We start from the raw sequence: 25,807 nt of genomic DNA on the forward strand, positions 1-25,807 counted from the left end.
ACTTACCTCAACTTCATTTTTTCCCGAACTTTACCCATGGTTTCTTGTGCGGCATGAGTAGCTTTAATGCGTCCTTGGGCCAAAATTTCCAGGTATTTTTTGCCTTTTAAAAATTCCTGCCTTCTTTCCCGTAAGGGATCTAAAATTTCGTTAATTTTGGCTGCTAGTTGGTTCTTACAAGCCACACACCCAATTCCCGCAGTTTTACACTGCTCTTCAATTTCCGCCACTTTTTCGGGATAAAATACTTTGTAATAGGTATGCACCACACACACTTCGGGATTTCCCGGATCGGTTTTCCTGACCCTCGCCGGGTCAGTTATCATATTCCTTACCTGCTCGTTAACTTCCTCGGAACTACTGGAAATGGCAATTTCATTTTTATAGCTTTTACTCATTTTCCGGCCATCAATTCCTGGCAATAAAGGCACGGTATGTAACACCGCCTGGGGTTCGGGAAATACCTCACCATAGAGATAATTAAACCGTCGCGCCACCTCCCGGGTAAGTTCTAAGTGGGGCAACTGATCTTCGCCAACAGGTACTAAATTTGCTCGATAAATTAAGATATCAGCGGCTTGTAAAAGGGGATATCCTAAGAAGCCATAAGTATTAAGGTCTTTTCCCATCTCCCCTAACTTTTCCTTTTGGTCTTTATAAGTTGGTACCCGTTCTAACCAAGAAAGGGGTGTAAACATGCCAAACAAAAGAGCTAATTCCGCATGTTCCTTTACTTCCGATTGAACAAATAAAGCGGATTTTTCAGGGTCAATTCCCGCCGCTAAAAAATCTAAAGTCAAATCTTCAATATTCTGGAGAATGCTTCCAGTATTTTCGTATTCAGTAGTTAAAGCATGCCAGTCCGCAATCATATAATAGCATTTTGCTTCTGCCTGCAGCTTAACCCAGTTTTCCAGCACCAACAAATGGCCTAAATGCAACTTTCCTGTAGGTCTCATTCCACTTAAAACAACTTTTTCCATGTTATCCTCCTATCCCACCAGTAATTTAAAAATTAAATAATAAATATTTAAGATAAATTTTGTGATTGGTTGCAATATATAGGAAATTACACCCGTAAACAACAAAAGTAATAAAATTGCCTGCCCGTAGCTAGCCATAAATTCCTGCACCCGGTAGGAAAAAAACCGGCCAAAGATTTTCTCACCATCTAAAGGAAAAATTGGTAGAAGGTTAAATACTCCTAAAGAGACATTAATTGCTACCGCAGTAATTCCTATCTCCCAAGCATAGGGAAGACGTATTCCCCCTAAAGCCAAAAAGATAATTATAACAAAAGCTAAAGCAAAATTAGATAACGGCCCGGCAACAGCTACCAGGGCCATGCCCGTGCGCGGCTCTCCCCGAAAGTTATAGGGATTAACCGGTACCGGTTTGGCCCATCCAAATCCTGCCAACAAAAGCATTAGAAAGCCCAAAGGATCTAAGTGGGCAAAAGGCGATAGGGTAAGCCTTCCTTCCCTTCGGGGAGTATCGTCGCCTAATTGGCTGGCCACCAAAGCATGGCTAAATTCGTGAACTGTAAGGCCCAGGATTATTCCCGGAAGCATTACTCCTAAATCATATAGAGAAGGTATACTTAAAAAGCTAAAAACGTTATCCATCTTTTCTCTCCTTAGGAAAGATAATTTTGTCTAACATAAAGAATTTCATCCTTTTGCTCTTTTAAGACCCCATCTATTTTGAGGGCTTTTATTTTATTTAAAATCTCCCGAAACAAAGGGCCTGGCTTTAGCCCTAAAGCTTTTAAGTCTTCCCCGGTAATCTTAGGTTTAATAAATCTTAACTCTTCCAAATACTGGCGAAAACGCACCTTAGCCCGGTAGCGATCAAGAAGAAGATATAAAGCCCAAAAACCCTCCGGCGGTAGATTCTTTAATGTTTCATAAATTTCATGCCCTTTAATATCCCGGGGAGAAGGTAAAAGCTTTAAAGCCTCGCCAATACCCTTAGTTACTTTTATTAATGTCTCCTCTTCTTCTCGGGTTAAAGGATATTTTTTCCTAAATTTACTAATTTCAGTTAAATTTTTGGCATAAATGCCAATCACCCCAAAAAGCCAGGGAATTTTTATTTCTTTCAAATAACGGGAAAATTCAAAAGAAAAAGTAAAATAACGGCTTAAAAATTCCTCCTCATAATGGGCCTTTGGAAAAACTTCGGTATAAACTCCGTAATGATTTAAAAGCTTTAGTATCTTAAAAATATCTTTTTCCGCAAAAAAAAGCTTTATTTCCTGAAGAATTCGTCCGGGAGAAGTTAACTCTAAAAGACCACTGGAAACTGCATCTAACAAGAGACTTTCGGTGTTATCCTCCAATTTAAAATTAAATCTCCCCAAAAAGCGCAGTGCTCGCAAAATTCGGGTAGGATCTTCAATAAAGCTTAAGTTATGTAATACCCTAATTATCCCTTCTTGTAAATCCGCAAATCCGCCAAAAGGGTCATAGAGTTCACCTATATGGCCAAAAGTTATTTCAAGCGCCATGGAATTTATGGTAAAATCCCGCCGGTATAAATCTTCTTTAATTGTTGAGGCTTCTACCTCCGGCAGGGCAGCGGGATATTGATAAAATTCGACCCTGGAGGTAGCAAAATCTACCTTTTGCCCGTTTTTTAAAATTATTGAAGCGGTTTTAAAGCGTTCATGGGAAATTAATTTTAAAGTTGGAAGGTTTTTGCCAAGCTCCTTAACCAGCAAAAGGGCATCCCCTTCCACAACAAAATCCAGATCTTTTTGCTTTTGTCCTAATAGCAAATCCCGAACAATTCCTCCTACCAGAAAGGCCCGCATCCCAAGAAGACTCGCCGTTTTTCCCACAGTATTAATTAACTCGAGACCCTCAGGGGGAATATTCTCCTCCAGAAGTTTCTTTAAGTTTAACGCAAAACCTCCTTCCCGGTAAAGGGTTTTATGAGGTTTTAATTCTTCGGGCTGGTGGAAAAGCTTTAAAAGGTCCGTTCGCGAAACAATCCCCAAAAGTCGTCCTTCTTTCACTACTGGTAGCCGTCCAATATCATGTTTTATTAATAAAGAAAGTGCTTCTTCTATTGACGCCTCAGGATTTATCGTAATTGGGTTTTTACTCATATAAGCTTTTACCGGTGCATGACCTAAGTTGTGATGGATAACCTTATCCACATCCCTCCGCGAGATAATACCTACCAATTTATCCCCATCTAACACCGGTAAGCCCGAATGACCATAGCGCACCATAATTTTTCGGGCTTCTTCTATGGTGCTTTCCGTTGTTACAAATTTAACCGGCCAGCTCATAACTTCTTTTACAGTCTTTGCAGGAATTTTGAAATTCCGCAATAATTTTAAAGCTAAATCTAAAACTTCTTTGACCTTTTTTCCCTTTTGCACTCCTGAAACCGCCTGGGGGTGCCCCTTTACCCTAAGGCCATAAAGAATGGAGCGCAAATCAATTTCCTCTTTTGAAGACCGACCAACCAAATGCACAGATTTGTCCATCTCTACAGCCATTACTAAGATATCCGGTTGGTGAAGCTCCATTAGATAACTGGCCATGTACGAAAGTCCCGGTAAATAATCATCGGTTTTTGCCCAGGTGGCAAGGTAAGAAAGACCTTCTTTTTCTTCGGTCACTGCGTTTTTAATAAGCTCTTTTAATAAAAGCTCCTGTTCCCGGGATAAGGGCCGTTTTAAAAATCGCTGCACCACTTCAAGGTTTACACCAAAATTAAATAAGTATAAAAGAGCAGCAATGTCTTCCTTAGTTGTTGAGGGATACAATAAACCGCCAGTATCCTGATAAATACCTAAAGCCATAACGGTAGCTTCCACCGAGGAAATCTTCAGGTCCAATTCTTTCAAGCGTTGAATTAATAAAGTTACCGTAGCCCCACAGGGCTTAACTACCTTTTCGGTTAGGTATGGCTTAAGATCCGGAGCTAACGGATGATGATCATATAAGATAATTTCCACTTCTTCCGTTAGATAAGGCTTTAAATGAGAAAAGCGGGTAAGTTCAGAACTATCTACCAGAATAAGGCGTTTGATTTCCCGAGGATTATAGAGTTTTTGCTGGATTTTTAACCTATCTTTATAAAGGGCTAAAAATTCTTCTACCGCTGGCAAAGCCTTTCCAGGTAATAAAAGATTTGCCTTGGGGTATAAAAGGTTGGCAGCCACCATGGACGCCAGACCGTCAAAGTCCATGTTATGGTGGGTGGTAATTAAATCCATAGCTACTCTCCTCTATTCCTAATCTATATAATTATACCATGAAACGCATGATGTGAACAAAAAAAGCCGGTATTAGCCGGCCCGCTTTTTCTTTATTAAGGTTAAAACCAGCAAAAGAAAAGGAAACAGATTTTCCACAAATAAAGCCATTACTGACATCGTCCCCAGATTGTCCTTAACCTCTGCAATATTCTGGGGCGAGAGAGCCCAGAAAAACAAAAGCAGTAAGACCGGAGCAGTTAAATGACGGTAGTCCTTTTGCTCAAAAGCTTTTTGCAAAACCAGAAGGGAAGTAAACACACAAAGCCCCACTACAGTAAAAATTGCCGTCATCCAGCCAGCAATTAATAAACTATCCAACCGATAAACCACATTACCAAGATTCATCATTTTTATTATCTCGTAAGTGGGATAACGCATCCTGGCTATATTAGTGGGTCCAAAAATTAATAAGCCTACCAGGCAAACAGACATGTAAGTAATAGTCACTGCTCCCATTCCTAATACAGAAGCTTTTATTCCATCTTTTAAACCCTTAAAGCCCTTAGCAAGGTAAAGAAAGATGCCATAACCGGAAAAAGAAAATACACTTCCCAAGATGCTTTTTACAACATTTATTTCAGGGCTTACAAAAGGCCTTAAATTTTCCAAATCCCACTTATTCATCACGAAAAATACTATAATAAGCAATAATGATATTTTAATTAGCATAAAAATTAAGTTGACGTTTTTTACCGTATCAAAGCCCGTATTGCAAAAATAAAAAATTCCTGTTAAAAAAAACAATATTAACACATACACCGGAGTTTCTTCAAGTAAAGTATCGGCAGTAAAATCAGCAAAAACCCGAATCACAAGACTTCCCAGCCAAAGAAAATAATAAACAAAAATTACTGCAAATAAACGACTTAAAAACTTACCATAAAGTTTATCCCCGTATTCAATAAAGTCTTGGTTAGGCCAGTAATTTTGCACCCAAACAATGGCTAAAAGGGATAAAAGGCTTATAAGGCCCCCAGGCAAGATAAGCCACCAACCAGAACTTTTCGCAGCATCAGCCATAACAGCCGGTAGAGAGATAATCCCAGACCCAATACTAACCCCAATAATTAGGACTACTCCTTCGCCCCAGCTAATCTTCATAAAAAAACCCCCTGATTCTAGGTATTAGTATGGAAGAATCAGAGGGATTTAATTCTAATATATCTGGGCAACTTTCCTATTTTTTAAATGAACCGGAATTAGATCATGCCTTAATAAATCATCATAGGTTTCCCGGCGCACAATTAGTTCCGCCCGGCCGCCACCTACTAAGACCATAGCTGGCCGGGGCAGACGGTTATAATTCATGGACATAGTATAGTTGTACGCTCCGGTATTGCTAATCAATAAAAGATCCCCCGGTTTTATTTCCGCCAGCTCAATATCCCAGATAAGCATATCACCCGATTCACAGCACTTTCCGGCAATGGAGACCAGTTTTACTGGCTTGGCGTTAGCTTTATTGGCCACTATTGCTTCATACTTTGCCTGATACAATGCCGGCCGGGGATTATCCCCCATACCTCCATCAACCGCAACATAAGTCCGAATCCCGGGAATATCTTTAATAGCCCCAATCGTATACAAGGTGCTCCCTGCCGGCCCTGCAATTGACCTTCCGGGCTCTACCACCACCCGGGGTACCTTTAGCCCAAGTTTTTGGCATTGATTTTCTAAGGTATTAAAAATAACCTCCGCTAAAGCGTCTACCGCGGGGGGATTATCTCCAGCGGTATAGTAAATACCAAGGCCCCCTCCTAAATCCAGCTCTTGGGTCATAAAGCCGGTATTTTTGTAGACCTCAGCCATAAACTCGGTCATTACTTCCACCGTATGGGCAAAGGAATCAAGCTCAAAAATTTGGGAACCGATATGGCAGTGAAAACCTTTTAACTCAATATTTTCTAGCTCTAAAGCCCGGATTACAGCATCGATAGCCTGTCCTGTTTCAATGGGAAAACCAAATTTGCTGTCAATTTGGCCGGTTTTTATATACTCGTGGGTATGGGCTTCAATTCCCGGACTAATTCTTAATAGTATAGCTTGCCTGGTTTTTTGAGCGTGGGCAATATCGTTTAAAAGATACAATTCGTAAAGATTATCTACAACAAAACGGCCAACTCCTGCCTCAACACCAAGTTTAATTTCCTCAGGGCTTTTGTTGTTACCATGGAAAAATACTTTATGCATTGGGAAATTTGCTTTTAAAGCGGTATAAAGCTCTCCCCCCGATACCACATCAAGCCCCAGACCTTCTTCATCAACCAAACGACAAATAGCTGTAGTTAAAAGGGTTTTACCGGCATAAATAGCTAAAGAATCCGGTCGTTTTTCGGTAAAACTATGGTAATATTCCCGACAATTTTTTCGAAACTCCGCCTCATCCAAAATATAAAGTGGGGTCCCAAACTCCCGGGCTAAATCTACCGTATCCACACCGCCAATTTCTAAGTGTCCTTTTTCATTTACTTTCATTGTTCCGGTAAATCGCATGCCAACTCCTCCTCAATAATAATAAAATATTGCGGGCCCTTGGTATTTCCCCAAAGACCCGCAATAGGCATGCGGTAACACGAGGAAATACCTCAGCTCCCAGCAAGGTAGCGCTCCACCCGTCTAAACGGGTGACAGTCCTATACCTGTTCGGCATAGGCCCAACCCCCTGCGTCCGCAACCGCAAGGGATTTCGGCGAAGGCCCCTTTCACCGGACAGCATCAACCTGCGGGGTTTTTGCCCGGCTACTCTTGACCGTTCGCACCTCTACCTCACCTCAAAAGAGAGATGAGGTATACAATATTTTCTTAATTAGGCATTCTTAATTGTAACTATAACACTTTACTTTAAGTTTCGTCAACCACTAACCGCTAATTTTTTAAGGTATGCTTGGCTGTACCGACCACAACGGTCATTTAAGTAACCTGCAACTTTATCTCCTTCATATATTTTAACCACTTCACAAAGGTTGGGACAGTTTTGACACTCAAAATTTTCCGTTTTAAATTCAACATCTTTTAAGTTAAATCCTTTAAATTTAGTCTTAAAAGATTGTTTTTCCTGTTCAAAAGCAGCAATTAAGGCAGCCCCTAAAGCTCCCATGACATTAAAATATGGCGGCACAATAATTTCTGTTCCAAGCACCCGGGCAAAGGCTTCCCGCATCCCAGAATTGGCGGCAACCCCTCCCTGAAAAACTACTTTATCATAAAGCTTTTTACCTTTAGCTAAATTATTTAAATAGTTTCGAACCAAAGCGTCGCAAAGTCCGGCCAAAATATCTTCAAGACTACATCCCATTTGCTGTTTATGGATCATATCCGACTCAGCAAAAACCGCACAGCGTCCAGCAATCCGTACGGGCATTTTTGATTTTAAAGCAATTTCCCCAAACTTTTCAATGGGAATATTTAACCTTTGGGCCTGCTGGTCTAAAAACGACCCGGTACCGGCAGCGCAAACGGTATTCATGGCAAAGTCGGTAACTACTCCATCTTTTAAAAGGATTAGTTTGGAATCCTGACCGCCAATTTCCAAAATAGTCCGCACTCCAGGTACCAGATAACCGGCGGCAACCGCATGGGCTGTGATTTCATTTTTCACCACATCTGCCCCTAACACTAAAGCTGCCAATTGCCGACCACTGCCGGTAGTTCCAATTCCTAAAATTTCCTTTTCCCGACACCCGTCGTAAATCTTCTTCAACCCCTCTTTTAAGGCCGTAAGCGGCCGACCGTTGGTCCTTAAGTAAAGATTTGCTAAAATCTCCCGGTTTTCATTTATTACCACCAGGTTTGTACTTACCGAGCCCACATCAACACCCAGATATAAGCCTTTTTTCATAATTTCCTCCTCTTTGTTTGCGAAAGCTTAAAAGATCACAAAAGGCTTCTAGCCGGGTAAGAAGTCCAGCTTCACCGGTATGCTCATCCACCACTAGAGTTAAAACCGGTATATCAAGCTGTTCACTTACCTCCGGCAATACCGCTTGAGCCACAATTTCCGGCATACAGGTAAAAGGTAAAAGCTGGATTACCCCATCATACCCCTGTTTTTTTAAGTATTTTACCCCCCCTACCGTTTCCTGTCCGTGACCGCCGACAAAATGACAAAGGTAAGGAGCTGCTTCCCTTACAATTTCCTCATGCCGGCTAAAATTTCTAAAAAGTCCCATAAAAAGATGGTCGTTGACCCATTCGCTTAAATAAATAGTGCGACAAACTTCTACCCCTAAATTTCCTAAATGACGTTCAATATTGAAATTAGTAAAAGGTTCTAACAGGGTATAAATTTCACCTACCACCCCGACTTTTAGCACTTTGCGGGTTAAATCCACCGGAATGCTGGCCAAACTTTCCTTTGCCATATTCATGGCTTCATTTATTTCTTTTTCGTTTTTAGCTTGATCTAAATTTCTTAAAAACTCCTGCCAAACTCGGTCTGTTACCCCTTTTGTAAGCTCTCTAGCTCGAAAAAAGGCTGCCTTTTTTTCTATTTCATCCGCCGCTTTTATTTTGAAAAAGCCTTTTTTAATAGCCCGAATTACCTGGGGTAAGGGTTTGTTGCCGGTAAGTTTTTTTAATTTGGTAATGAATTCCAAGATATTTCGTTCAGGAGGTTCTAACACCAAGAGGTCATAATAAATACCCAAATCTCTTAAAATTTCCTGTTCTACATAAGCATAATAACCAAACCGACAGGGACCAGTTCCTCCTGCCATTAAGATTGTATCGGCTCCCAGTTCATACGCTTCAATAAAATTTCCCAGGTTAATCTTAAACGGCAGACAAGCAAATTCCGGACCATATTTAGTTCCTAAAGTTAAAGTTTTTTTGGTAATTGGTGGGGGTAAAACCACCTTAACCTCCAATTCTTCAAGCATAGTTTTAACTCCCAAGGCCATATTGCCCATGTGCGGGTACGTTACTTTCACCGGCAAAACTCCTTTCTACCGTCATATCCCAAAAAGCTTCCAAGCGGGTGATAAGTCCCGCCTCACCGGTATGTTCATCAACGGTAAGATTTAAGATGGGAAGAGAATTTACTTTTTTTAAGTAACGTTCGGTAAGTTCGGTTATCAACGAATCAGGCCCACAACCAAAAGAGTTTACGCTTATTATCCCTTTTAAAGGATATTTTTCATTTAAATATAAAGCTCCACCAAAATTTTTCACAGCAAAGCTCCAAAAAGGTTTTTTGGGAAGATTACCTGCCTTTTGTAATGCTTCCTTAAACGGAACGTTATCGGGAGTTAAAACTTCACCCCCTAGGCGGCGGATTTTGTAAATTAAATCCATACTGGCATGGCGGTCATTTATGTTATAAGCATGACCGATTACTGCAAAAAGCGGTTTTTTTAAATCAGGGGTATAGTTTTTTAGCTCTAATAAATCAACAGGTTGATATCCTAGCTTTTTTTTCTGTAAAAATTCTTTTTGCCGTTTTTTGGCAAAATAAATAGCTTTAACAATTTTGGAGCTTTTGGGAGTAATTTTTTTTCCTAAAGCATAAATGCCCCGGTAAAATCCCCACCAATTTTTATAAAAAGTTAAATCCTGGGATAAGATATTTTTTGCTTTTAAGCGGTAAGCCACCATTTCCGGCAGCCCCAGAAACTTCGGACAGATATAGGTGCGTTTATATTCACTTACCAAACGCGGAACAAAAAGAAAATCTACCCTGTCTTTTAAATACTCTGCATGACCAAAAAACACTTTAACTGGAAGACAAGCATCATCTACAGCCTTTTCTACCCCTAAATTTAATATTTCTTTATCGGTAGGTTTTGAAGTTCTAACTTCTACACCTAATTCTTGAAAAAAAGTTTCCCAAAAAGGGTAGAAATCATAAAAATATAATCCCCGCGGAATTCCTATTATCACCTAAACCACCCCATCTTTATTAGCATTCCCCGGGTTTTAAATTTCTATACTTAACCTTTGGGTTTAAAAAGAAGGGCAATAACATAGCCGGCGATAATAGCTGCAGCAATCCCGGCAGCTGCATTCTGGACACCGCCACCCAAAAGACCTAAAAGGCCCTTTTGTTTAAAACCTTCCATTGCCCCCTGAGCCAATAAATGACCAAAGCCAGTCAAGGGTATGGTTGCCCCGGTACCAGCAAAACTTATTAACTTTTCATAAACACCGAAACCAGAGATAAAGGCCCCGGCAGATACAAACAAGACTAACACATGGGCAGGAGTTACTCGAAAACTCGTTAAATCCATCAATAATTGCCCTATTAAACAAATAAGGCCACCTATTAAAAAACTAAACAAATACTCCACAGCCATCCCTCCGTCAATAACTTTCAAAAGAAACCGCATGGGCAATTGCCGGTATGGTCATTCCCTGCTGCGTTGTAACCTGAGATAATAAAGCTCCAGTACCCAGTCCCAGAAACTTTGTTATTTTTCCCTGACTTAGCTGGTTAAAAACATATCCCGCCGTAACCAGAGCCGAACAGGCAGCCCCGCTGCCGCCAGCATTGACCTGCTGCTCTGGATGATAAATCATTATTCCACAGTCAGTGAGTTTTGAGCCAAAACTTATGCCTTGTTCCTTTAAAAGCCTAACTAAGAGCTGATGGCCAAAGCTTGCTAAATCTCCTGTAGCTAATAAATCATAATAATCATAGTCTAAGCCAGTTTCTTTAAAATGGGAAAGTAAGGTATCAAAAGCTGCCGGTACCATGGCACCACCCATATCCGAAGGATCCGCCAGGCCGTAATCTACCGCTTTGCCTACCGTAATCCTCGGAATCTTGATTTTCCCTTCCCCTTCTCCTAACAACACTGCCACAGCCCCCGTTACAGTCCACTGGGCTGTTGGGGTTTTTTGCACTCCTTGTTCGGTAGGATTACGGTACTGCCGCTCAGAAGTAGCATAGTGACTGGAAACACCAACCAAAACTTTTTTAGCAAAGCCTCCAGCAATTAACATTGCTCCTAAAACCAGCCCCTCATAAAAGGTTGCACAAGCACTATATAGGCCCAGAAAAGGTATACCTAAATTTCTGGCCACAAAATTAGCCGAGATTATTTGATTTAAAAGGTCTCCAGCCAAAAAAAAGTCAACTTCTTCTTTATTAACAGAAGCTTTTTTAAGAGCCAGTTCTGCTACCTCCAAAAGCATTTTTTGTTCCGCCTTTTCCCAGGTGTCTTCATAGTAATAAAGATTGTTTATTACCTTATCAAAATAAGAAGCCAGAGGCCCTTCCCCTTCCTTCGGACCTGCTATGGTGGCATAACTTAAAACCACCGGAGGCTTAGAAAATTCTCTGGTTTTTTTCATAATTTTCCAAGCCCCCTTAACAAAATAGCAACTATCAGGGAACTAATAAGCCCGTAAATTATCACCGGGCCAGCAACGGTAAAAAGCTTTGCCCCAACTCCTAAAACCAAACCTTCCTGTTTATGTTCCAAGGCTGGCGATACCATAGAATTGGCAAAACCGGTAATAGGAACAATCAGCCCAGCCCCAAAAATCCGTACTAAATCATCGTAAATCCCAACTCCCGTTAAGATTGCTGCTATAAGGACAAAAATAATACTCACATAAGTATAACTTTCTTTTTCTGGAATACCAAAACCGGTCAAAACATGAAATAAAATCTCCCCTAAAAAACAAACAAATCCACCCATTAAAAATGCCAAGATTCCATTTTTCACCGCCGGCGGCTTAGGCTTAATTTTTTCCACCGTTTTTTGGTATTGATTTTTATCAAGAACCATACTTCCCACCTCAAAATATAATTTTCCCTTAAAAACAGAAAAAAATAACGGAGGAAATTTCCCCCGTTACTCGATATACGCAACCTTTACATTGGCTTTATACTCGACTACCCGTCCGCCTTCTACGTTGGCGGTAAAGTTTAAAATCTCTACCCCGGTAACCGTTCCTAAAGACCTAGCTGCTTCATTTACCGCTGTTTGTACGGCGTCTTTCCAGCCGGTTTGAGATTCTCCAACCAGTTCTGCCACTTTAACATGCATGGCCAACTCCTCCTTAAAAAATTTTTTCTTGCATTTATTAAAATGAACCCTAAAACGGCTATTTATTAAGGTAATGTTTTGTTTTTTTGTTATTTTTTGCATGTCAGAGTAATAAATTTAACTCTCGTTTAGGTACTGTTTTAATTTTAAAAGGGCTTGCCGTTCAAGCCTTGAAACCTGTACCTGAGAGATTCCGAGAGTTTTAGCAATTTCCATTTGCGTTTTATCTTTAAAAAAACGGTTTACCAAAATATACCGCTCCCGCGGTTCTAATTTATTTAATACTTCTTTAATGGAGATGTTTTCCAGTAAATTATATTCCTCATCGCCTTCTTGTTTTATTTGGTCTAAAAGGTAAATTGGGTCCCCGTCATCCTGGTGAACCGTTTCAAAAAGGGAAGCCAGATTTTGCCCGGCTTCTAAAGCTTCGATAATTGCCTCCCGGGGATAGTTTAAGGCTTCTTCTAACTCGGTAATGGTTGGTTCCCGTCCTAATTTTACCGTTAAGGCCTCTTTTTCTTTTAAGATTTTAATCCCAAGCTCTTTGGTAGAGCGACTAATCCTGATAGGCTGATCATCGCGCAAAAAACGACGAATCTCACCCACAATCATTGGTACCGCATAAGTAGAAAATTTGACGTTTTGACTTAAATCAAATTTATCAATAGCTTTAATGAGACCAATAGTTCCAATTTGAAATAAATCCTCAACTTCGTACCCTCGGTTTAAAAATCGTTCCACTACCTTAAATACCAGTTTTAAGTTACAGTTAATAAGTTTTTCCCGGGAAGCCACGTCCCCAGATTTAGCTTTTTTGATTAGTTCCTTGATCTCCTGGTCGCTAAGCCTTGGAAAGCGGGGTAAATTCATGGAAGAAAACCGAAAATTCAAGCGGTTCTATCTGCCAAGATGCGCTTAAATAATATTACTTTTGTACCCCGCTCCCCCGGTATAATCTCCACCCGATCCATTAAACTTTGCATAAAGATAAACCCCAATCCCGGGTGTTCCTCTTCCGGATCTAAAACTGCCTTTTCCCGGATTTTTTCCCGGTCAATCCCTTTACCAAAATCTATAACTTCAATGTATAGACCCTCATCGGCAAAATAACCCTTTATTATAATCTCGCCCGGGTTATTTCCATAACCGTGAATAATGCTGTTGGTAACCGCTTCGGACACTGCAACTTTAATATCGTCCAGTTCCGGCAAGGTAAGGTCTTTTTGAGCGGCAAAAGAAGCCACCAGCACTCGCACCAGGCCGACATTTTCTTTTAAAGCCGGAATAGTTAAAGTAAAATAATTATGCTTCATGGGCTTTTTCCTCCCATACTTCTTCTTCCCGAGAAATACCTTTCATTATGCGGAAAAACCCGGAAAGTTCCAAGAGCTTTTTTATCTTTTCGTTAGTTGCGGCCAGATATACCCTGCCCCCAAGGCTTCTAACCTTTTTAAACCTCCCTAAAATTACTCCAAGCCCAGAACTATCAATAAAGTACACATTTTTTAAGTTAAAAACAATATCTTTTACTGGATAGTTTTCAATAACTTCATCTACCTCCCGCCGTAACCGATCTGCCTCCTTTAAGTCAATTTCCCCGGAAATCCGGACAAATAAAACCTTATTTTTAACTTCTTTTTCTACTTCCAAAAAAAATCCCCCCAAAAACATGTTTCAAAAACTTATTCTATATCCATCCAATTTTTTCCTGCTTAAAATTAAAAAAAATAAGTAGCCTTTCGGCTACTCGAAGGTGACTAAATTTTTTAGAAACCGTCCTATTGCAATATCAAACCGCGCTTTAGGACAACTTTCTAAAGCCTTAAGGGGAACTCGGTTTATTATTTTTTGCTTATCATAAACCACCGCTTCTCCCACCACCTGTCCTTTTTTTACCGGAGCATTAATCTTTTCCGGAAGTTTTAACTCATACCTGGGCGTTACTTTTTTTCCCTTCTCTTCCACCAGCAGTACCGGTGTCCCTGGACCCACCAGTAATTGTTCCTTTTCCCCTCTTACCACTTTAACTTTTGTGGTAAAATTTTCATCCAAAACAGGGTAAGCCTTAAACTGGGCAAAGCCGTAATTATACATTTTAATTGATTCGGTAAAATGTCCTTTTTTTACAGGACAGCCCAGGACCACCGCTATTAAGCGTAATCCATCTTTAATAGCGGTGGACGCTAGACAGTAACCAGCATTTTCGGTCCAGCCGGTTTTACCCGCGTCTACTCCCCGGTAATACCAGAGAAGCTTGTTGGTATTAAACCTGCGGGTATCGCCGCCCCTCAATGTAAATTCCTTAATTTGGCTTAATTCCAAAAAAAGAGGATGTTTTATTGCTTCTTTTAATAAAATAGCTAAATCATAGCAGGTGCTGTAGTGATTCGGGTCATCAAATCCATAACTATTTACAAAATGCGTGTTGGTCATTCCAAGCTCCTGGGCTCTTTGGTTCATCTCTTCCACAAAAGCCTGTTCACTTCCCGCCACCGTCTGGGCCACGGCTACACAAGCATCATTAGCGGAAGCTACCGCCACTGCCATTAATAGCTCTTTAAAAGTAAATTCTTCCCCCGCGTACATATAGAGCTGGGAACCCCCCATGGAAGCAGCCTCTTCGCTGGCTTTTACCACTTCGTCTAATTTAACTTTGCCTTTCTCTACCGCTTCAATTGCTAAAAGCAGGGTCATTAATTTCGTTACACTGGCAATTGATAGCTTTTTATGTATATCTTTTTCGTATAAAACCTTTCCAGTATAGGGCTCCATTAAGATTGCTGCTTTGGCATTTATCTCTAAAGGAGCACTTAAAGCCTGGGTGGTAACGCCAAAACATAAAAGAATTAAAATTAAAATTGAAAGCCTTTTTGGCATAAAAATTCCTCCCTCTTGTCCCTTTCACCAATAGTATATTAGAGGGAGGTATTTTTTATGCATCTTGCCTTTACTTTCTTATTTCACCCCAGAAGCTTTGCCCAACGCCCCGTTCTAAACCAAAAATTTCTTCTAGGGTCGCAGCTATATCAGCAAAGGTTTGGCGTATACCTAAATTTACGTCTTCTTTAATTCTTTTACCGTAAACCAAAAGCGGCACGTACTCCCGGGAGTGGTCAGTGCTCGGAGTAGTAGGGTCACAGCCGTGGTCAGCGGTAATGATTAAAAGATCCTCTTCTCTTAATCTTTCAATAATCTCCGCTAGATACGAATCAAATTGTTTTAAAGCTTCATAGTAACCTTCTGCATTGTTTCTGTGCCCGTAAACCATATCAAAATCTACTAAATTGGTAAATAATAGACCGGTAAAATCTTTATTTAGTACGTCAATGGTTTTTAAAATACCATCTTCGTTATTTTTGGTTGACTCATGCCAGGTAAGCCCTCGCCCCGCAAAAATATCATAAATCTTCCCAACACCAAAAACCTCATAACCCCGTTCCACCAGTTTATCAAGGACGGTCTTTCCGGTAGGTTCTAAAGAATAATCGTGGCGGTTAGCAGTTCTTTTAAAATTTCCCGGAGTACCAATAAAGGGCCTGGCAATTACCCGTCCTACCGCATGTTCACCGGTTAAAAGGCCCCGGGCAATTTTACACATTTTATAAAGCTCGTCTAACGGGATAATTTCTTCGTGGGCAGCAATTTGAAAAACACTATCGGCAGAAGTATAAACTATTGGATAGCCGGTACGCATGTGTTCCTCGCCTAACTCCTCAATTATTGCCGTTCCCGAAGCCGGTTTATTGCCCAAGGTTTTCCTGCCAATTGCTTCTTCAAAACGTTTAATTAAGTCCAAAGGAAACCCCTGGGGATATACCGGAAAAGGTTTATCTAAAATTACTCCAGTTATTTCCCAGTGACCGGTAGTTGTATCTTTTCCAGGGGACTTTTCCCCCATTTTCCCATATGCCCCCAGGGCTTTAATATTGTCCTTTAATCCTAAAATTGGATGAATTTTTCCTAAACCAAGTTTTTCCAAGTTAGGAAGATTAAAGCCACCAACTTTTTGCGCGGTATTGGCTAAGGTATTGCTGCCTTTGTCGCCATAAAGTTCGGCGTCGGGTAATTCGCCAATTCCTACACTGTCTAAAACTATTAATACTGCTCTTTTCATACCAAATACCTCCTTAAGCTCTGGGATGGGCCTTACGGAAGACTTCTCTAAGCTTTTTGGCCGTTAAGTGGGTATAAATTTGGGTAGTTTCAATAAAACTATGTCCCAACAGCTCCTGGACAATCCGCAAATCCGCTCCATTTTCTAAAAGATGGGTAGCAAAGGTATGGCGGATTAGGTGAGGAGTAAGGTTTTTTTGCAGGCCTGCTTTCTGTCCGTATCTTTTCAGCATTTTCCAAAATCCCTGCCTGGTAAACTCCTTGCCTCTGCGGGTAATAAAAAGTTTTTGAGTATTTACTTTTTGTTGGGTTCTAAGGGATAAGTAGTTTTCTAAATAATGAGCAGCTACTTCCCCAAAAGGAACCAGGCGGGTTTTTGCCCCTTTACCAAAAATTCTAACATATCTAGCTTCAAAATATAAGTTTGAAAGCTCTAAATTTATCAATTCTGACACTCTAAGACCAGTTGCATAAAGAAGTTCTAACATTGCTCTGTCCCTTACCCCTTCCCAGGAAGATAAGTTTGGAGCTTGTAGCAACCGGTCAATCTCTTCGTAACTTAAAATTTCCGGCAATTTTAAACCCAGTTTAGGTCCGTCCACATCGCTGGCAGGATTTTGGGCAACAAGTTTTTCTCGTAGTAAATATTTATAAAAACTTCGTACGGCAGCAAGAGTTCTCGCTACGCTTGCTGGTTTTAACTCCCGGGCCAGTTCCTGCAAAAAAAGTTTAATATCGTTAGTGGTAGCTTCTTCTAGTTTGATATTTCGGTTGTTTAAAAAAGCCGTAAATTTCTCTAAATCCCGGCGGTAAGCTAAAAGAGTATTGATTGATAAGCCTTTTTCCAATAAAAGATAATCAATAAAAAGATCGAGCATCTTCCCACCTTACTTTAAAAAGTAAAAAATTATTTTGGGAGAAAGATAAGCTTCTACCGCCGCTGCCCCATAAGCTAAAGCTACTGCCAACAGCATTAAAACAATATAGCCAAAAAAAGTAAAACCAAAGCTTTTCTCCCGACGAAAATAAACTTTAAGAAATTTTAGAGCAAAGACCACCGTTCCGCAAGCCGCCACAAACAAAACTGGTAAGTAGATAAGATTCTGGGGAAGAAGAGCTGCCAGAGCCAATAATACTCCTTTTCCCGGATTCTGAGCAGCTAAGACTCCCCCAGTAAAACCAAGCATAACTCCCCTGCTAAAAACTACAGCAAAAGCAACGGGAAAACCAATTACCGAAAGTCCTGCTAGAAATAGTAAAAGATAAATGGAAAAAAGTTGACCGCATACATTGCTAAAAACCGTTTCTTGATTATAGCTTTGCCTGACGGTATCCAAAAGTTTAGCCGCTTCCTGTACTACTATTTCTTTTTCCTGGCTACCTAAAAGAACTGCCTCCCGCACTCCCCAAACTACACCACAAAGAAAAAAAATAAACAGCATAAAATAAAGAAAGAAATGCCCTTTTTGGGGCCAAGTGCCAAAAAAGTCGTTTTCCCGCATTTTCTCCACCCCATACCTAAAGCTTAGTAATAGGTATGAGGTAAAAGGCTTATCTATACCTTTCCAAAGCCAAACGGTAGTAATAAAAAGCTCCTTCTATATCTTCAATACTACGGCCGCTGGCCGCCACCAGTGCTACCTGCCCGTAGCGGTCTAAAGCTTCTTTTATCCGGGCAAGTCCCTTTTCTACCACTTCTTTAGTATTACTTTTAATTGTTCTTGCTACCGTCACTGGAAAAACGGCAGGAGCACCTGCGGTAACCGCAGCATCAAAAACAACCCCTCCCGAATCGGTTACCGCAACCGCAACTTTTCCGTGAAAATCGGCCAGTTTTACCGTTTCTTTGCCAATATTCGGCACTACTTTTACTACCCTGCCGCCAGCAGCATTAATTCCGTCCACCACCGGCTGGATACGTCTTTGCCTCTCTCGCTCATCCCCTACCCTGGGTTCGGCAATTATTATAATGCTGGAATTTATTTCTTCTGCTAATTCCCCTGCCCTTTTCCCTATCCCAAAGGGATCAAGGGTTACCGGCGCTCGGTAGTTTGCAGGGCTAGCCCCAAAAACGGCCACTGCTCCTTCCTCTAAAACCCCCTCTAAGGTAGTAGACATATCTATAACGTCCACCACCGCCACCGCCATTCCCCTTTGACTACACCAGGCAGCCATGCTCGCATCGGAAGTAACCAGTAATTTACCCATTTTTCTCAACTCTCCTCAACATCTTCCCCGCTACTACGCCACCGGCAGCTGCCGTCAAGAAAAACTCCCGGTCCTTTGCAAAATCCCGCCCCATGGTAGATAAATTAGCAACCTCTTCTGTTAAGAGATTACTTAAATAATCTTCGGAAAAATAAAAGACCCTCACCCTTTGGGGGAAAGATTTTGTCTGTTGGGCAAGGCGTTCTTTTTTCCTCTCATCTTTTAGCTCCGGAAGGGCCAAAGAAAACTCCACCAGCGAAACTTCGTTGATCACCGTCAGCGAATGATGGCTCAGGCCAAAATGCCTCTCCCGGGGGTCGGCAAAAGAGACCCGGGGTACCATGACGGGACTGCCCCCAAGGATTTTTACCGCATTTAAATACTCCCCCTGCGCTAAAGCAGTAGACCCCCATTTGGTTCCGGTACCAACATTGCCCGGTCCCATCGCTATTATTGCCACATCTGCTTTTAAAGCTACTTTTGCTAAAATTAAAGCCGAATAAACGTTTACCGCCTCTAAATCTCCTCCAAAAGCATGGCCAAAGGTAACTGTACCACAGAGCCAGCCCCTTTGTTTTAAATTTTTCACCGTTTTACTAAAAGCTATGGGCAAGGCCCCCTGGTCGCTCATAAGATAAGCAATTCGTAAGGGTTTATTAGTGAAACGAATCCCAGCAATTACCGGTAATAACTGGCTATGTAAGGTACAAACCACTACCGGCATTCCATCTAAACTTCGGAAATTTTGGACCTCTTCATGATAGGGAGTGCCCTCCTCTTCTGCTGCCTGACATTTTAACTGCATGGGAGTATAACGAAGCTTTATAATGTGCCCAGGTCCCTTTAAGCGCTGATTTGGCCGGTTAAAATTGGCCACTACAAAATGATAACCGCCCGTCCCGAGTTTTAAAGTAACTGCAGTCGTGTTTAATAAAAGGCGGTCTTTGACCTTTGCTTTTCCGGTAAGGTTGGGATAACAAAGAGCTTTTTCGACACTTCCATTAATATCAACCAATAATTCCTGAGTTTCCTCATCTTCGTTTAAAATTTGCAAAACCATGCCCTCTTTTAATTCAATCATCAAAAACCTCCATTCAATTGCCAATCTCATTAATTATTATAAACTGATTTCCTGGGAATAAAAACGGCTAAAAATTTTTCTAGCTGTCCATACTAAAAAGAAAAAGGAGGTCATTTTATGGAACCACTAATTAAACCGGTAGCCGAGGAAGCATTGCCGGCGGAGGCTAAAGAAATCTTTGCCGCCTTAAAAGCCAAACACGAAGTAGTTCCACCCCCTTTGCAGGTCATGGCTCATAACCTTTCTATGCTAAAACTTTTTACCGAAAAGTTTAAAGTTCTTTGGGAAGAAAATCCCTTAGATGAAAAAACAAAAATTTTAATTGCCTACACTATCTCTGTATTAAATAATTGCGCCTTTTGCATCACTAATTACACAAAACAAGCCAACGACAAAGGTTTAACAGAAAAAGAGCTTTTAGGAGTTTTAGCTTTAATTGATTTAGTGGGAAGTATGAATCATTTTAACAATGGGATTCAGTTAAAGCCATAAAAAAAGGGGGATTTACACCCCCTTTACTCTTCGTAAAACAAACCACCTTCACTGCAATAAGCCAGGCACCGTCGACAGTTCCAGCAACGATCGTATTTGATAAAAATTTTTATTTCTTTTTGATCGAAATTTAAGGCGCCCGGAACACAGGAAGATACCGCCCGGCAATTGGTTAAATGAGCACATTTCCGGCAGAGTTCATTTTTTACTTTAACTGGCATTTTCATAACCCCCGTCTTCTTTTACTACTTCTAAAAAAGCCTCCACTACCTGCGGGTCAAACTGCTTACCTTTTTGGTTTATAATTTCGGCAATTGCCTCTTTTTTTGTTAAGGCTTTGCGGTAAGAACGATCGGAAGTCATCGCTTCAAAAGCATCGGCCACCGCTAAAACCCTGGCTTCTAAAGGGATCTCTTCCCCTTTTAGGCCGCTAGGATAGCCAGTCCCGTCATACCTTTCATGGTGATGGTAAATTATTTCAATAATATCCCGCATTTGCGCGATAGGTTTAATTATTTCAGCCCCAATTTCCGGATGGTTTTGGATTTCCCGGTATTCATCGGGCAAAAGTTTACCCGGCTTATTTAAAATTTTCTCCGGAATCCCGATTTTCCCGATATCGTGCAAAAGAGCAGCTTTTTTTAGCCTTTCCAGTCTTTCCTGGGAAAAACCCAACTTTTCCCCAATCTTTTCGGCAATGGCGGTAACCCGCAGCGAGTGTCCAGCAGTATAAGAATCCTTGGCTTCAATAGCCATCACCAGCGCTTGAGTAATACTAAAGCAAAGCTCTTTTGATTGTTCATAGAGGCGGACAATAGACATTTGCGCCGCCAGATAATTGCAAAAAATCGTTAAATAATCAAGCTCAGTAAAATCTAGATTGCTATATAAAGTTAAAAAGCCTAAGTTTTGGTCTTTACTGGCTAAACCAACGGTAATAATTTTTCGATAGTTTTTTTCAAAAAATAATCCGGTAACGCTTCCGGCGGTAATGGTTGTCTCAAAATTTTGCAAAGAAGGAAAACAGGAGACAGTATCTACCGCCAGGGTTAACGGAATATCCTTTTTTTCAATCCCATATACCGCTACAGGGTAAAGATAATTTTCCTGCTTTTCCTCCCAGACCCAAACTATTCCGGCGGCGGCATTGCTAATATTTACCGCAATCTTCAGTCCTAAATCGGCAAGCTCTTCTAGATCCCTTACCTGGGCAATCTTCTGGGTTTTTATCGTTAAATCTTGAAGTTTTGAAATTTCATCAAGATAAAGCTTTTTTAACCGGTAATTTTCCCAGTAAACCACCGCTACCCCTATTACCATGACAAAAAGAAAGCCCGATTTAAAAATAAAATCAAACCATTTAACCTCCGGGTCAAGGTAAGAAACAATAAAATACATTCCCGCACTAACCCCGGCGGTTATAAAACCAAAAGTTGGACCGTAATAAAAAGTGTGAAGAGCCACCAGCAGTAGGTAGCCAAAATAAAACAAACTATGCGTTAAACCGGTATAGAAAATAATAATCGTTATAAACAAACAATCCAGCCAAAAAGCAAGTTTATAGCCAAAATCCCTTTTCTCGGGATTTAACCGCAAATAAGTATACAGGAGCACCGAATAAACTATAGCCAGTAATAAAACCAAAAACGCTTTTTTATTTATGGGCTCTGGATTAAGAAGAAAAAAGAATAATGCTCCTATCAAAGCAATAAAGCGTAGGCGGTGAAAATCACTGGTTAACTGGTCATTCATAAAATTCGCTCCAAGGATATTTTAATTCTCTAATTCTACATTATTTTTACTTTTTCCTGCCGCTTCGTAACCTTGCCAAAATGCTTTTTCGTTTAAAGGATGAACCCCTTTGGCTCCAAATATTTCTTTTAATACCTCTAAAACAGTAGCAGTTTCTATCACCGATGTAACCCCCCAGAAGATAAATATCCGCATGATATTGACAAATGAAACCCAACCAAATTCCCCCCTCTTGTAATTAAAAGAAAAAGCGGTCATGGCAACCGCTTTTTTTAAAATTTTTGTACTTATTCGACTTTTTTATCAAAAATCCTTCTTATCTCCCCAATTCATCCAGATAACTTAAAAGACGATTATTTTTAATAATTGCTGTCAATGAATATTTTTCAGTCAAGAGATGGAATAAAACTAAAAAGACAACAACCCCCACTTTTACTTTGTAAGAAAAAAGCAGCACTGCCGAATATCCCAAAATAAAGCCTAAAGCATTAGACCCCGCGTCCCCCATCATAACTTTTGCTTTTAAATCCAGCGGTAGATAAGCAAGCACTATGCCAAAAACCATATATAAAAACGTTGCTGCCGGATAAGTAAAATAAGTTAGGCCGATGATAGCCGCCAGAAAAATAAATACCTTCCCGGCTCTTCCCGGACGCAAATCAAAAAGGTTCATAAAATTAATTCCCAGCACTATTAACAAAAAATCTATCACCAGAAATTTAAAGGGCTCGTTTATTGTTAACATTAGGGCCAAAAAAGCCCCCCCAATTGCTTTTAAGGCTCCTGTAGTAAGCTTGTGTTCTAAAATTAATTTTTTAAAATGCCCCTTTAGCCCTTTTGCTTTTGCATCTCCAAAAAAATCATCAACAATTCCCAAAAAAGTCATAGTGGCAACACCGGAGTAAAATAAAAACCAAAATTCTCCCCGGGAAAATAGCAAAATTAATGGTGCCATACATAACAGCACCAGCAAAAAAACCAATCCCCCCGACTGGGGGATCAGTTCCTTTTGAAAATTAGGCCTAAGATGTCCAGCAGCAGTCAACAAGGCCAATACCGGTGGCATAAGAATGCGGGTTAACACAAAAGCTACAATTAATAACAGTATCTTGGTATAAATTAGCTACACCCCCTATTCCCCTGTAAATTTCCTCTTGAAAATTTCTTTCAAAATATCTCTAAATTGCTTACCCCGGTGGAGAAAACCTTTTAAATCTCTCCCCGTTTCCCGATGGGTCATCTCCACTGGAACTTCTACAATCCGGTAACCTTTTTTTAAGGCATCAACGGTCATTCCAAATTCCAGGGCATAACCGGGAGATAAGGGAAGGAGCGCTAAAAAGCTTTCCCTGGTAAAAGCTCTCTGTCCCGACAGCACCGCGTCGATCACCTGCCCGGTAAAAAGTTTTAACCCCCAGCGGGTGAGCTTTTTGACCAGCCCAACTCCACCCTTTTTCCGGGCTTTACCAAAGCGGGCTATTACCATATCCGCTTCTCCTGAAAGAAGGGGATTTAAGAGTTTTTCCGCCCAAGCTGCAGAACTTCCTAAATCTCCATCTAACAAGACCACAAAATCTCCAGTAAATTCTTGAGCTCCCGCCTCAATAGCCTTACCTTTACCCCTGTTTTGGGTAAGTTTTATAACCCTGGCCCCCGCTTTAGCTGCCTCCTGATAAGTATTATCCGTCGAGCCGTCATCAACCACTAAAACTTCTTTAACCCCCGGAATTTTAAAGGAAGCCCTTACCGTTTCCCCAATTCTTTCCTCTTCATTAAAAGCTGGGATAATCACCGAAACTTTTTTTTCCATAATGGCCCCCTTATTGTTCAATTGGTGGCACTAACCTTTTGGCAGTACTTTTAATGCCATAGTCTCCCGTTGTGCCAAGCAAACAGTACACCAAACTTAATTGGCCTGAAGGTAAATCTAAATCATCAATGGTACTAATTCTTTCTTTCTGGTAGAATTTAACGTAAGACTTCTCGACATTACTGTATTCAGTGCCAACTACAATAGGCACAGTTTTTAAAAATTTAATTAAAGGTACGTCCAGGTAATTAACTAGCTCACTATCGTTTAAACCTCCACCAATAATGACTACACCGTCTATTGGCACGCCATATTTTCCGTTAATTTTTAAGGCATCGGTTTTAGCTAAGGTTAAAAGGGTCGAACCATTTCCCGGAGCTAAAAGATTTTTTCCTACTTCTAAAGCAAATTTAGTGTAAAACTCTTTTTCATCTTTGGTTTGCCATTTCATTTGGGATTTTATATACTCGATATCCGAAGGGTTTGTAAGCTCCTCGGGAATTATCTCAGTTATACTGGTAATTTCTGCCCCCGCCGTTTTTAAAACCCCTTTTATTTCTTCGTTTAAACCGTAATACCCGGTGACAATAATTGCCACTTTTTTACCGGTAAGCTTGCCTTTAATTAATACCGGCAAGGTTTCCTCCTGGTACTGTTTTAAAACTTTATTGGTAACTTCCAGCTCTTCATTTAATGCTTCCAGTTCATCGTTTTTCTTTTTAAGCTCATCTAAGCGCTTTTCAATGCCCTGGGTAAGCTGTTTTTGCTGATTTAAAATTGCTTCTCCAATGTTACTATCATATCCTAAAGATGTACCAATGAAAATTCCTAAGCCTAAAGCCAAAAATACCGCAATTAACGAGGCAATGTGATATTTAAAATCAATAATCATAATAAATTCGCCTCCAGTACTAATTCCAAACTATATTCCAAATAAAAGTTTAAACTGAATTACCAAAACTTTAAATAAGTTTCTAGTAACCGGCGATACAGCTAAAATAATTAACACCGGAATTAAGGCCGCAATAATTAATTGCACTAAATATTTAGCTTTAAGGCGGCTTTTATAAAGTTTATTAACACCTTTGGCATCGACAAGTTTGGAACCCACTAAAAGCCTTACTAAAAAAGTACTTCCCATCCCTTTACGACCTTTTTCCAGAAAGTCAAACAGATTCGAATGAGTTCCTACCGCTACAATTAACTCAGCACCTTTTTCGTACGCCAAAAGCATCGCGATATCTTCCGAGGTTCCAGGAGCGGGGTAAATTTGGGCCGTAAGTCCCAAATCACGAAGCCGCGCTAAACCCGGAGCTTCACCGTTTGGATAGGCGTGCACAATAATTTCTGCTCCGCATTTTAAAGTTTCGTCGCTTACACTGTCCATATCCCCAATGATGATATCCGGACAGTAACCAGCCTCCCTTAAAGCATCAGCACCACCGTCCACACCAATTAATACTGGCTTTACTTCGTTTATATACAGGCGAATTGTCTTTAAATCTTCCTGATAGTTGTGACCGCGCACCACAATCAATGCCTGCCGCCCGCGAAAATCGGTTTTAACCGGTGGCGGTGGATATTGACCCAAGATAAGTCCCGTTTCTTTTTGAGCATAATTTAAGGTATTTTCAATAAAAGCCAACATAATATCGCCTAAGTTTTCTTTGGTAGCTTCCATTTTAACCTTAATTTGTTCTTCCGTTAAAATTGTTCCTTGCCCTAAAAACTCCCCATTGCGGTAAAGGGCACCTTCTTTGACAGTCAGGCAATCCCCTTCATTTAAAACCTCAAAAAGCTTTTTTGGTGCTTCATCTACAAGGATAATACCATTTTGCACAAGCAAGAGCGGACCAATATTAGGATATTTGCCACTAATTGAAGGAGCACAATTGACTACCGCTTTCACTTTTTTTTCAATTAAACCTCTAGCTGCTACTTCATCGATATCCTGGTGATCAATTACAGCAATGTGCCCGGGTTTTAACCGTTTAATAAGATTTTTAGTTTTTTTGTCTAAAAGGGCCGTGCCCTTTATTTCCATTTGTTGCCACCCCAAGCTACTTTTTTCCTTCCTATTATAG

The 25,807-nt window shown here is 40.5% G+C and carries 29 protein-coding genes and 1 riboswitch; of the genes, 1 reads left to right on the forward strand and 28 read right to left on the reverse strand.

Going from position 1 to position 25,807, the window contains the following annotated elements; genetic code table 11:
- Positions 1 to 2: 2 nt before the first annotated feature.
- From trpS to cpu_RS04390, 21 genes are all read right to left on the reverse strand, one after another.
- On the reverse strand, positions 3 to 983 hold the full coding sequence (gene trpS / locus cpu_RS04290; protein ID WP_075858808.1) for a tryptophan--tRNA ligase: 981 nt from the start codon (positions 981 to 983) through the stop codon (positions 3 to 5).
- A gap of 9 nt (positions 984 to 992) precedes the next feature.
- Positions 993 to 1,625 (reverse strand): site-2 protease family protein, encoded by a 633-nt coding sequence (locus cpu_RS04295; RefSeq protein ID WP_075858809.1) that lies wholly within the window; start codon positions 1,623 to 1,625, stop codon positions 993 to 995.
- Positions 1,626 to 1,636: 11 nt separating this feature from the next.
- On the reverse strand, positions 1,637 to 4,234 hold the full coding sequence (locus tag cpu_RS04300; protein WP_075858810.1) for a CBS domain-containing protein: 2,598 nt from the start codon (positions 4,232 to 4,234) through the stop codon (positions 1,637 to 1,639).
- A 72-nt stretch (positions 4,235 to 4,306) separates the two neighbouring features.
- Positions 4,307 to 5,377: a GerAB/ArcD/ProY family transporter gene (locus cpu_RS04305; RefSeq protein ID WP_075858811.1), complete on the reverse strand. Its 1,071-nt coding sequence runs from the start codon at positions 5,375 to 5,377 to the stop codon at positions 4,307 to 4,309.
- 54 nt (positions 5,378 to 5,431) lie between these two features.
- A complete protein-coding gene (gene lysA, locus cpu_RS04310) occupies positions 5,432 to 6,769 on the reverse strand; it encodes a diaminopimelate decarboxylase (protein WP_075858812.1) in 1,338 nt (445 codons plus the stop codon).
- Between the two features lie 100 nt (positions 6,770 to 6,869).
- A riboswitch (Lysine riboswitch) is annotated at positions 6,870 to 7,048 on the reverse strand.
- 79 nt (positions 7,049 to 7,127) lie between these two features.
- Complete coding sequence (locus cpu_RS04315; RefSeq protein ID WP_075858813.1) at positions 7,128 to 8,114, reverse strand: acyl-CoA dehydratase activase; 987 nt, start codon at positions 8,112 to 8,114, stop codon at positions 7,128 to 7,130.
- Positions 8,086 to 9,204 (reverse strand): CoA protein activase, encoded by a 1,119-nt coding sequence (locus tag cpu_RS04320; protein ID WP_075858814.1) that lies wholly within the window; start codon positions 9,202 to 9,204, stop codon positions 8,086 to 8,088. Before cpu_RS04320 ends, cpu_RS04315 begins: the two co-directional genes overlap by 29 nt.
- Entirely contained in the window at positions 9,158 to 10,153 is a 996-nt protein-coding gene (locus cpu_RS04325) for an acyl-CoA dehydratase activase-related protein (RefSeq protein ID WP_075858815.1), read from the reverse strand. Before cpu_RS04325 ends, cpu_RS04320 begins: the two co-directional genes overlap by 47 nt.
- Positions 10,154 to 10,203: 50 nt before the next feature.
- Positions 10,204 to 10,560, reverse strand: coding sequence for a stage V sporulation protein AE (spoVAE, locus tag cpu_RS04330; RefSeq protein ID WP_077177167.1), 357 nt, complete (start codon positions 10,558 to 10,560; stop codon positions 10,204 to 10,206).
- Between the two features lie 13 nt (positions 10,561 to 10,573).
- On the reverse strand, positions 10,574 to 11,566 hold the full coding sequence (spoVAD, locus tag cpu_RS04335; protein ID WP_075858816.1) for a stage V sporulation protein AD: 993 nt from the start codon (positions 11,564 to 11,566) through the stop codon (positions 10,574 to 10,576).
- Positions 11,563 to 12,006: a stage V sporulation protein AC gene (gene spoVAC, locus cpu_RS04340; RefSeq protein WP_075858817.1), complete on the reverse strand. Its 444-nt coding sequence runs from the start codon at positions 12,004 to 12,006 to the stop codon at positions 11,563 to 11,565. Before spoVAC ends, spoVAD begins: the two co-directional genes overlap by 4 nt.
- A gap of 66 nt (positions 12,007 to 12,072) precedes the next feature.
- Positions 12,073 to 12,267, reverse strand: a complete 195-nt coding sequence (locus tag cpu_RS04345) for a dodecin family protein (protein WP_075858818.1) — start codon at positions 12,265 to 12,267, stop codon at positions 12,073 to 12,075.
- Between the two features lie 117 nt (positions 12,268 to 12,384).
- On the reverse strand, positions 12,385 to 13,137 hold the full coding sequence (gene sigF / locus cpu_RS04350; protein ID WP_075858870.1) for an RNA polymerase sporulation sigma factor SigF: 753 nt from the start codon (positions 13,135 to 13,137) through the stop codon (positions 12,385 to 12,387).
- Between the two features lie 17 nt (positions 13,138 to 13,154).
- The gene (locus cpu_RS04355; RefSeq protein ID WP_075858819.1) at positions 13,155 to 13,580 is read right to left on the reverse strand and encodes an ATP-binding protein; all 426 of its coding nucleotides are present in this window, start codon (positions 13,578 to 13,580) and stop codon (positions 13,155 to 13,157) included.
- Positions 13,570 to 13,917 carry an anti-sigma F factor antagonist gene (gene spoIIAA, locus cpu_RS04360; RefSeq protein WP_234970185.1) on the reverse strand — a complete coding sequence of 116 codons (348 nt, stop codon included), beginning with the start codon at positions 13,915 to 13,917 and terminating at the stop codon, positions 13,570 to 13,572. Before spoIIAA ends, cpu_RS04355 begins: the two co-directional genes overlap by 11 nt.
- Before the next feature lie 93 nt (positions 13,918 to 14,010).
- A complete protein-coding gene (locus cpu_RS04365) occupies positions 14,011 to 15,144 on the reverse strand; it encodes a D-alanyl-D-alanine carboxypeptidase family protein (RefSeq protein WP_075858821.1) in 1,134 nt (377 codons plus the stop codon).
- A gap of 70 nt (positions 15,145 to 15,214) precedes the next feature.
- On the reverse strand, positions 15,215 to 16,381 hold the full coding sequence (locus cpu_RS04370) for a phosphopentomutase (protein WP_075858822.1): 1,167 nt from the start codon (positions 16,379 to 16,381) through the stop codon (positions 15,215 to 15,217).
- 13 nt (positions 16,382 to 16,394) lie between these two features.
- Positions 16,395 to 17,258 carry a site-specific tyrosine recombinase XerD gene (gene xerD / locus cpu_RS04375; RefSeq protein WP_075858823.1) on the reverse strand — a complete coding sequence of 288 codons (864 nt, stop codon included), beginning with the start codon at positions 17,256 to 17,258 and terminating at the stop codon, positions 16,395 to 16,397.
- A gap of 9 nt (positions 17,259 to 17,267) precedes the next feature.
- Positions 17,268 to 17,882 (reverse strand): stage II sporulation protein M, encoded by a 615-nt coding sequence (gene spoIIM / locus cpu_RS04380; RefSeq protein ID WP_075858824.1) that lies wholly within the window; start codon positions 17,880 to 17,882, stop codon positions 17,268 to 17,270.
- A 49-nt stretch (positions 17,883 to 17,931) separates the two neighbouring features.
- Positions 17,932 to 18,588, reverse strand: a complete 657-nt coding sequence (locus cpu_RS04385; RefSeq protein WP_075858825.1) for a hypothetical protein — start codon at positions 18,586 to 18,588, stop codon at positions 17,932 to 17,934.
- Positions 18,581 to 19,669, reverse strand: a complete 1,089-nt coding sequence (locus tag cpu_RS04390) for a DUF3866 family protein (protein ID WP_075858826.1) — start codon at positions 19,667 to 19,669, stop codon at positions 18,581 to 18,583. Before cpu_RS04390 ends, cpu_RS04385 begins: the two co-directional genes overlap by 8 nt.
- Positions 19,670 to 19,786: 117 nt before the next feature.
- Between cpu_RS04390 and cpu_RS04395 the strand changes: the two genes are divergently transcribed.
- Entirely contained in the window at positions 19,787 to 20,161 is a 375-nt protein-coding gene (locus cpu_RS04395) for a carboxymuconolactone decarboxylase family protein (protein WP_075858827.1), read from the forward strand.
- 23 nt (positions 20,162 to 20,184) lie between these two features.
- Here cpu_RS04395 and cpu_RS04400 read toward each other — a convergent pair whose 3' ends face one another.
- The 7 genes from cpu_RS04400 to steA all read right to left on the reverse strand — a co-directional run bounded on the left by cpu_RS04400 (position 20,185) and on the right by steA (position 25,767).
- Positions 20,185 to 20,382, reverse strand: coding sequence for a hypothetical protein (locus tag cpu_RS04400; RefSeq protein ID WP_075858828.1), 198 nt, complete (start codon positions 20,380 to 20,382; stop codon positions 20,185 to 20,187).
- On the reverse strand, positions 20,372 to 21,913 hold the full coding sequence (locus tag cpu_RS04405) for an HD domain-containing phosphohydrolase (protein WP_075858829.1): 1,542 nt from the start codon (positions 21,911 to 21,913) through the stop codon (positions 20,372 to 20,374). The genes cpu_RS04400 and cpu_RS04405 overlap by 11 nt, the downstream gene beginning before the upstream one ends.
- A 21-nt stretch (positions 21,914 to 21,934) precedes the next feature.
- The gene (locus cpu_RS13590; protein ID WP_159433968.1) at positions 21,935 to 22,075 is read right to left on the reverse strand and encodes a hypothetical protein; all 141 of its coding nucleotides are present in this window, start codon (positions 22,073 to 22,075) and stop codon (positions 21,935 to 21,937) included.
- A gap of 154 nt (positions 22,076 to 22,229) precedes the next feature.
- The gene (locus tag cpu_RS04410) at positions 22,230 to 22,868 is read right to left on the reverse strand and encodes an MraY family glycosyltransferase (protein ID WP_159433969.1); all 639 of its coding nucleotides are present in this window, start codon (positions 22,866 to 22,868) and stop codon (positions 22,230 to 22,232) included.
- A gap of 177 nt (positions 22,869 to 23,045) precedes the next feature.
- Positions 23,046 to 23,723, reverse strand: coding sequence for a glycosyltransferase family 2 protein (locus cpu_RS04415; RefSeq protein ID WP_075858830.1), 678 nt, complete (start codon positions 23,721 to 23,723; stop codon positions 23,046 to 23,048).
- A 10-nt stretch (positions 23,724 to 23,733) separates the two neighbouring features.
- Positions 23,734 to 24,615 (reverse strand): copper transporter, encoded by an 882-nt coding sequence (locus cpu_RS04420; RefSeq protein WP_075858831.1) that lies wholly within the window; start codon positions 24,613 to 24,615, stop codon positions 23,734 to 23,736.
- 30 nt (positions 24,616 to 24,645) lie between these two features.
- On the reverse strand, positions 24,646 to 25,767 hold the full coding sequence (gene steA, locus cpu_RS04425) for a putative cytokinetic ring protein SteA (protein ID WP_075858832.1): 1,122 nt from the start codon (positions 25,765 to 25,767) through the stop codon (positions 24,646 to 24,648).
- Between the last annotated feature and the right edge of the window lie 40 nt (positions 25,768 to 25,807).

It is taken from the genome of Carboxydothermus pertinax, assembly GCF_001950255.1.
Classification (GTDB): Bacteria; Bacillota; Z-2901; order Carboxydothermales; family Carboxydothermaceae; genus Carboxydothermus; species Carboxydothermus pertinax.